The sequence below is a fragment of the Erwinia sp. V90_4 genome, assembly GCF_029967685.1.
Lineage (GTDB): Bacteria > Pseudomonadota > Gammaproteobacteria > Enterobacterales > Enterobacteriaceae > Erwinia > Erwinia aphidicola.
Map to the genome: position 1 here is coordinate 105,765 of NZ_JASCAQ010000064.1, position 6,060 is coordinate 111,824.

7 protein-coding genes are annotated in these 6,060 nt (G+C 58.3%); 4 read left to right on the plus strand and 3 right to left on the minus strand.

Translation table 11 applies throughout. The features are described from left to right. Nucleotides 1-7: 7 nt before the first annotated feature. Nucleotides 8-736, minus strand: coding sequence for a two-component system response regulator BtsR (gene btsR, locus QLG07_RS20145; protein ID WP_048914678.1), 729 nt, complete (start codon nucleotides 734-736; stop codon nucleotides 8-10). Then, a complete protein-coding gene (locus QLG07_RS20150) occupies nucleotides 730-2,418 on the minus strand; it encodes a sensor histidine kinase (RefSeq protein ID WP_133622777.1) in 1,689 nt (562 codons plus the stop codon). The genes btsR and QLG07_RS20150 overlap by 7 nt, the downstream gene beginning before the upstream one ends. Nucleotides 2,419-2,568: 150 nt before the next feature. Here QLG07_RS20150 and QLG07_RS20155 point away from each other — a divergent pair, with 150 nt between their 5' ends. The 4 genes from QLG07_RS20155 (at nucleotide 2,569) to yddG (ending at nucleotide 5,542) form a co-directional block, all read left to right on the plus strand. Next, complete coding sequence (locus tag QLG07_RS20155) at nucleotides 2,569-3,576, plus strand: LacI family DNA-binding transcriptional regulator (RefSeq protein WP_048914673.1); 1,008 nt, start codon at nucleotides 2,569-2,571, stop codon at nucleotides 3,574-3,576. A gap of 343 nt (nucleotides 3,577-3,919) precedes the next feature. Beyond that, nucleotides 3,920-4,267: a multidrug/spermidine efflux SMR transporter subunit MdtJ gene (gene mdtJ / locus QLG07_RS20160; RefSeq protein ID WP_166643207.1), complete on the plus strand. Its 348-nt coding sequence runs from the start codon at nucleotides 3,920-3,922 to the stop codon at nucleotides 4,265-4,267. Next, nucleotides 4,254-4,583: a multidrug/spermidine efflux SMR transporter subunit MdtI gene (mdtI, locus tag QLG07_RS20165; RefSeq protein WP_048914671.1), complete on the plus strand. Its 330-nt coding sequence runs from the start codon at nucleotides 4,254-4,256 to the stop codon at nucleotides 4,581-4,583. Before mdtJ ends, mdtI begins: the two co-directional genes overlap by 14 nt. Nucleotides 4,584-4,633: 50 nt before the next feature. Next, the gene (yddG, locus tag QLG07_RS20170) at nucleotides 4,634-5,542 is read left to right on the plus strand and encodes an aromatic amino acid DMT transporter YddG (RefSeq protein WP_187497456.1); all 909 of its coding nucleotides are present in this window, start codon (nucleotides 4,634-4,636) and stop codon (nucleotides 5,540-5,542) included. A gap of 326 nt (nucleotides 5,543-5,868) precedes the next feature. On the opposite strand, the gene QLG07_RS20175 is transcribed toward yddG, so the two are convergent. Beyond that, the coding region (locus tag QLG07_RS20175; RefSeq protein WP_282470031.1) for a hypothetical protein at nucleotides 5,869-6,060 on the minus strand (192 nt) is incomplete at its 5' end.

Sequence of the window (6,060 nt, forward strand, 5' to 3'; positions counted from 1 at the left end):
GTGTAAACTACAGCCCCAGCGCCTCCTTCAGACTCTTGAGATAGCGGCGGCTCACCGGCACGGTATGACCATCACGCAGCAGCAGTTCCGCCTGGCCGTTATCCTCCAGGCGGATCTCTTTCAGATGCGCCATATTCACCAGATACTGACGGTGGCAGCGCAGCAGCGGCGTGCGGTGCTCCAGCACCCGCAGCGTCAGCTCGGTAAACCCCTCCTTGCCGTCGTGGCTGGTGACGTAGACGCCGCTAAGGCGGCTGCTGACAAACGCCACCTCCTCCATCTGTAACAGCCAGATGCGGCTGTGCCCACTGCACGGAATAAACTTCAGCGGCTGCTGGCTCTCCGGCAACACCGAGACATCCTGCACCTCCTGCTGCTGATGGCCCTGGCGCAGGCGCGCCAGCGTCTTGCCCAGGCGCGCTGCCTCTACCGGCTTCAACAGATAGTCAAAGGCGTGCTCCTCAAAGGCCTGCACCGCAAACTCGTCAAAGGCGGTGAGAAACACAATCCACGGCCGCTGCTGCGGATCAAGCATGCTGACCATCTCCAGCCCGCTGATGCGCGGCATCTGGATATCGAGAAACACCACGTCTGGCCGCAGCTTGTGCACCATGGCAATGCCCTCAATGGCGTTGCCACACTCGCCGACAATCGCGATATCACCCTCCTGCTGGAGCAGGATGCGCAGGTTCTCCCGCGCCAACGGCTCATCATCGACAATTAAAACGCTTAACATACTGGCTCCTCCAGCGGCAGGCGCAGGGTAATACGGGTAAAACGGTCCGGCTCGCAGGTCACGCTGATGCCGTAGCCGTCACCAAAACGCACGCGCAGGCGCTTATCCACCAGGCTCATGCCCAGCCCGCTGCCTTCACTCTTTGGCTGGTACAGCCCGGCGTTATCCTCAATCGCCAGCAGCAGATGCTGCCCGTCGCGGCTGGCGCGCAGCGTAATCTCGCCGTTGCCCAGCAGCTGTGAGGTACCGTGCTTGATCGCGTTCTCGACGATAGGCTGCAGGGTAAAGGCGGGCAGCTGGTGATGCGCCAGCTCCGGCGGCACCAGCAGCTGCACGCAGAGCCGCGACTGAAAGCGCGCCTGCTCGATCTGCAGATAGGCATTTACATGCTCAATCTCATTGGCCAGCGTAACAATCTCCGACGGCCGCTTGAGGTTCTTGCGGAAGAAGGTCGACAGATACTGCACCAGCTGCCCGGCCTTGTCGCTGTCGTGGCGGATCACCGCCATCAGGGTATTGAGCGCGTTAAACAGGAAGTGCGGGTTGACCTGCGCGTGCAGCAGTTTGATCTCTGACTGCGCCAGCAGCGCCTTCTGCCGCTCATACTGTCCGGCGAGGATCTGCGCCGATAGCAGCTGCGCGATGCCCTCTCCCAGCGTGCGGTTAATCGAGCTGAACAGGCGGTTACGCGGCTCGTAAAGTTTGATGGTGCCGATCACCCGCTGGTTTTCCCCGCGCAGCGGGATCACCAGCGTCGAACCCAGCTTGCAGTTAGGGTGCAGCGAGCAGCGATACGGCACTTCATTGCCGTCGGCGTACACCACTTCGCCGCTGTCGATAGCGCGCCAGGTCAGGGAAGAGGAGATCGGCCTGCCCGGCAGATGGTGATCATCACCGGTGCCGGTAAACGCCAGCAGCCGCTCGCGGTCGGTGATGGCCACCGCGCCGATATCCAGCGCCTGATACAGCACCTGCGCCACCTTCATGCTGTTCTCTTCGTTAAACCCCTGCCGCAGTATCCCCTCGGTTGAGGCCGCTACCTTGAGTGCGGTGGCGGAGAACGCCGAGGTGTACTTCTCAAACATCGCCCGCTTGTCGAGCAGGATGCGCATAAACATCGCCGCGCCGACGGTATTCGTCACCATCATCGGCGCGGCAATGCTCTGCACCAGGTGCAGCGCATCGTTAAATGGCCGGGCGATCAGCAAAATAATCGCCATCTGCATCAGCTCGGCAAAAAAGGTGACCAGCCCTGCGGTGAGCGGGCTGAAGACCTTATCGCTGCGCCCGCGCCTGATCAGCACGCTGTGCACCACGCCGCCAATCAGCCCTTCGGCGATGGTCGAGATCATGCAGCTCAGCGCGGTCATGCCGCCAAGGGAATAGCGGTGCAGCCCGCCCGTCAGCCCCACCAGCCCGCCGACCACTGGCCCCCCCAGCAGCCCGCCCATCACCGCACCAATCGCCCGCGTATTGGCAATCGAATCTTCAATATGCAGGCCAAAATAGGTGCCCATAATGCAGAAGATCGAGAAGGTGATGTAGCACAGCAGCTTGTGCGGCAGCCGCACCGTGACCTGCATCAGCGGGATAAACAGGCGGGTTTTACTCATCAGCCAGGCGATAACCAGGAACACACACATCTGCTGCAGCAGCAGTAAAATCAACGTAAATTCGTACATCCCTATAGCCCCCCGTTCAGGATGCCTGCAACATACACCGCTGCGCGGCAATTTGCCTGGCCTGTCACGACAAAATGCGAGCCGCTACGCAGGAAATATCCTGAAAAGATGGTTTACTGTCCGGCAAACCACCTCAGAAACACCTCAGAAATGAAATTTTCCATCAAGCAGATCGCCGCTCAGGCTGGCGTCAGTAAAGCCACGGTCGACCGTGCGCTGCATCAGCGCGGCGCGGTTCACGCCCAGACGGAGCGCCGTATAGCGCAGGCGCTGCGCGACCTTGAACAGCAGCAGCGCATGAGCCTCGCCAGCGGCCGCACTATCCCGATCGACGTTATCCTGCATACGCCCACGCGTTTCAGCCAGCTGGTGACCGATGCACTGCTGGCGGAGATTGCCAGCTTTGCCCCTTTCCGCCTTACCCTGCGCCTGCATGTCTTTGAGAACACCGACCCCCAGCAGATCCGCCGGCTGATGCAGCGCTGCGCCAGCGACAGCTACGGCATTATTCTCAAGGCGGAAAATGACCGCATGCTGACGGAGGTTATTGAAGAACTGCTGAAGCAACGGGTGCCAGTAGTGACGCTGGTGACCGACCTGCCGGACAGCCAGCGCATTCGCTACGTCGGTATCGACAACCACTCGGCCGGGCATACGGCGGCGTATCTGATGGCGCGCCTGCTGGGGCAGCGCACGCCACAGGTGGCAGTGGTAACGGGCAGCGAACGCTTTCAGGGGGAACAGGATCGCGCCGCCGGGTTCTGCGCGGCGCTGGCGCAGATGGCCCCGGCGTTGACCACGCTGCGCATCAGCGCCGGATACGGCATCGATCACCCCACTTTTTGCGCGCTGGCGCAGCAGCTGGAGCGCCATCCGGCACTGGGGGCGGTGTACTGTGCAGGCGGCGGCAACAGCGCCATCGTGCGCGCTTTTGCCGCTGCCGGGCGGGAAATCGCGGTATTCATCGGCCACGACCTGGATAGTGAGAACCGCCAGCTGCTGAGCGAGGGAAAAATGGACCTGCTGATCCACCACGAGCTGCAGCAGGATGCACGCTGCATTTTCCAGAGCCTGCTGGCCTTTCACGGCTATATCCCACAGCCTGAAGTGAGCGCGCCGTTCTCACGCGTCAGTGTGATCACGCCATGGAACGCTTAAGCAGTCGGAATAACTAAACAAACCATCAATACCAGGGTAAAGAATCGCAAACAGCAAGATAAACACCACATCCGCATGCTATAACAGAGCCGTGTTTAACTACCGGAGACAATTTCCTTTCCGCACCGACGAAAAGCAACAACGCGGATAAGTTGTAAAAATTATGGATAATATGGTCAGGCTCGACCCCATCATGCAGTGCCCTGCCTTCTCTTCTGCCTTATCCCTTTCCGGTGAACAACACTGGCGTAACGCGCTTTAGTCCCGCTTTAACCCTACGACATTAAGTTGTTATATCCTGCCGCCAAGGCGGGCGCGTTATCCTCTGTTCTGTGGAAAATAAATCATGCTGTACTGGATGTTACTGGCTCTGGCGATCGCGCTGGAAATCACCGGCACCCTGCTGATGAAATGGTCTAGCGTCAGCGGCAATCCGGCGGGCTACCTGCTGATGCTGCTGTTGATTGCTCTCTCTTATATTGCCCTGTCGATTTCGATTAAAAAAATCGCCCTTGGCGTCGCTTACGCGATGTGGGAAGGCGTGGGTATTCTGTTTATTACGCTGTTCAGCGTGCTGCTGTTTGACGAGTCGCTCTCGCTCATGAAAATCGCCGGACTGGCGACGCTGGTGGTGGGCATTGCGCTGATTAAATCCGGCACCCGCACGGGAGGCCGTCATGTCAGCGTTTGAGTGGATTCATGCCGCCTGGCTGGCGGGTGCGGTGGTGCTGGAGATTGCTGCCAATATCTTTCTCAAGCTTTCCAACGGCTTTAAGCGCAAAGGCTATGGTCTGCTGTCGCTGCTGGCGGTGCTGGCGGCGTTCAGCGCGCTGGCCCAGGCAGTGGAAGGGATCGAGTTGTCGGTCGCCTACGCGCTGTGGGGTGGCTTTGGCATTGTGGCCACCATCGCGGCAGGTCGTGCGCTGTTCGGCCAGCGTCTGAGCCGCAAAGGTTGGCTGGGCGTGCTGTTGCTACTGGTCGGTATGGTGCTGATTAAATTCGCCTGACGGGCTGCCAGCCTGTAAAGTCAGCTAAAAATTTTCGGGCAGCGGATAATATGGATTACAGAAAAGCAACGGGGATTGGCCTCATCGCCATCCTGCTGTGGAGCACGATTGTCGGGCTGATACGCGGCGTCAGCGAGGGGTTAGGCCCGGTCGGTGGCGCCGCCGCTATTTACAGCCTCAGCGCGCTGATACTGCTGGTGACGGTCGGCCTGCCCAGGCTGAATACCTTTCCGCGTTCCTATCTGCTGCTGGGCAGCCTGCTGTTTGTCAGCTACGAAATTTGCCTCTCTTTATCCCTCGGCTATGCCGCCAGCAGCACCCAGGCCATTGAAGTGGGAATGGTTAACTATCTCTGGCCGGCGCTAACGGTACTGCTGTCGATAGCGGTGCTGCGGCAAAAGTGCAGCCTGCTGATCGTTCCCGGTCTGGCGCTTTCGCTAATCGGCATTTGTCGGGTGCTGGCGGGCGATCATCCGCTGTCGCTGGCGGAGATTGACCGCAGCGTCGCCTCGAACCCGCTCAGCTATGGGCTGGCCCTGAGCGGCGCGCTGATTTGGGCGCTGTACTGCGTGGTAACCAAAAAAATCGCCAACGGCAGCAACGGCATCACCCTGTTCTTCCTGCTTACCGCACTGGCGCTGTGGCTGAAATATTTCTCCGCTCCGCAGCCGGAGATGGTGATGAACTGGCGCGTCGGCGCTTGTCTGGCGCTGGCGGCACTGGCGATGGGTTTTGGCTATGCCGCGTGGAATATTGGCATCCTGCACGGCAATGTCACCGTGCTGGCGACCGCCAGCTACTTTATTCCGGTGCTATCGGCGCTGCTCGCCGCCCTGCTGCTCAACTCCAGCCTCTCCTTAGCCTTCTGGCAGGGCGCAGGGATGGTCAGCGCGGGATCGCTGATCTGCTGGTGGTCAACGCGGCAAAAGGGTCAGCGCGGGGGCGCAGCGGAGCACTAACAGATAGGGCTGTGCAGGATGATACTATGTACGATTGATGTGAACAGAAGCTTTGGTTCGATTACTCTTGCTAAAAAATATTAGAATTTCAACGGATGGGAATATTTAATATGAAATCATTATATTATTTCTTCGCTACTTTATCGGTACTTATTTTTTCTTTCTGGTTTTTGCTGTCTACTCGTTCATTACGACACTTTTCTATGTGTATTCAGTGGGAGGTTTGTCCCCACTGAACTATGGGGAAGTCACAGGACATCTTGTAATAAAACTCTTTGGACTGGGTTGCTTTCTCCTTTCTATTAAATCTAAATCAGTTAACAAGCTCAGAAAAGATAAAGCTTAGTTTTCAGTAACCCTGCGCCAAATTTTAACGATGTGGCGTAAAGAGGCTTTAAATTGATGAGGCCGATCACTGAGGTATCCCCAGAAATGACGTTTATCGCTAAACGTTCGGTAACCCGTCTGAGCTCAGCCTGAGCACGCCGGAACGGCAAAAGACGCTCCCTGCGGGCCTC